Below are 410 nucleotides of genomic sequence, written 5' to 3'. Positions count from 1 at the left end.
TCTGATCGCCCTCTTGAAAAACTAGTAACGGACATCACATATTTGCCTTATGGACAGAAACAATTGTACCTTTCCAGTATATTAGATTTATACAATGGAGAAGTGATTGCTTTTACGATTGGCGATAAGCAGGACACAGACTTTGTCTTAGACACACTTGATCAGCTGCCAACACTGCCTGAGAACTGCGTGTTACATAGTGACCAAGGTTCTGTGTATACATCTTACGAGTATCAAAAAGCTGTTAACACAAAAGGCATTACCATGAGCATGTCCCGCAAAGGGACGCCCGCTGATAATGCCTCCATCGAATCGTTTCATTCCTCACTAAAGTCTGAAACGTTCTATCTTAACAGCATTGATCGAACTACGACCGCCATCGTAGAACGCACTGTCATAGAATACATTCA

General features: G+C 42.0%; 1 protein-coding gene. It reads left to right on the top strand.

Annotated features, from left to right (window positions below; translation table 11 throughout):
* On the top strand, positions 1–410 hold a 410-nt coding region (locus tag AC0DBE_RS21655), incomplete at both ends, for a DDE-type integrase/transposase/recombinase (RefSeq protein ID WP_472963764.1).

Source organism: Bacillus sp. VA15 (assembly GCF_055721145.1).
Note: the sequence above shows the minus strand (reverse complement) of the source record. Positions and strands in the feature narration are given on the sequence as shown.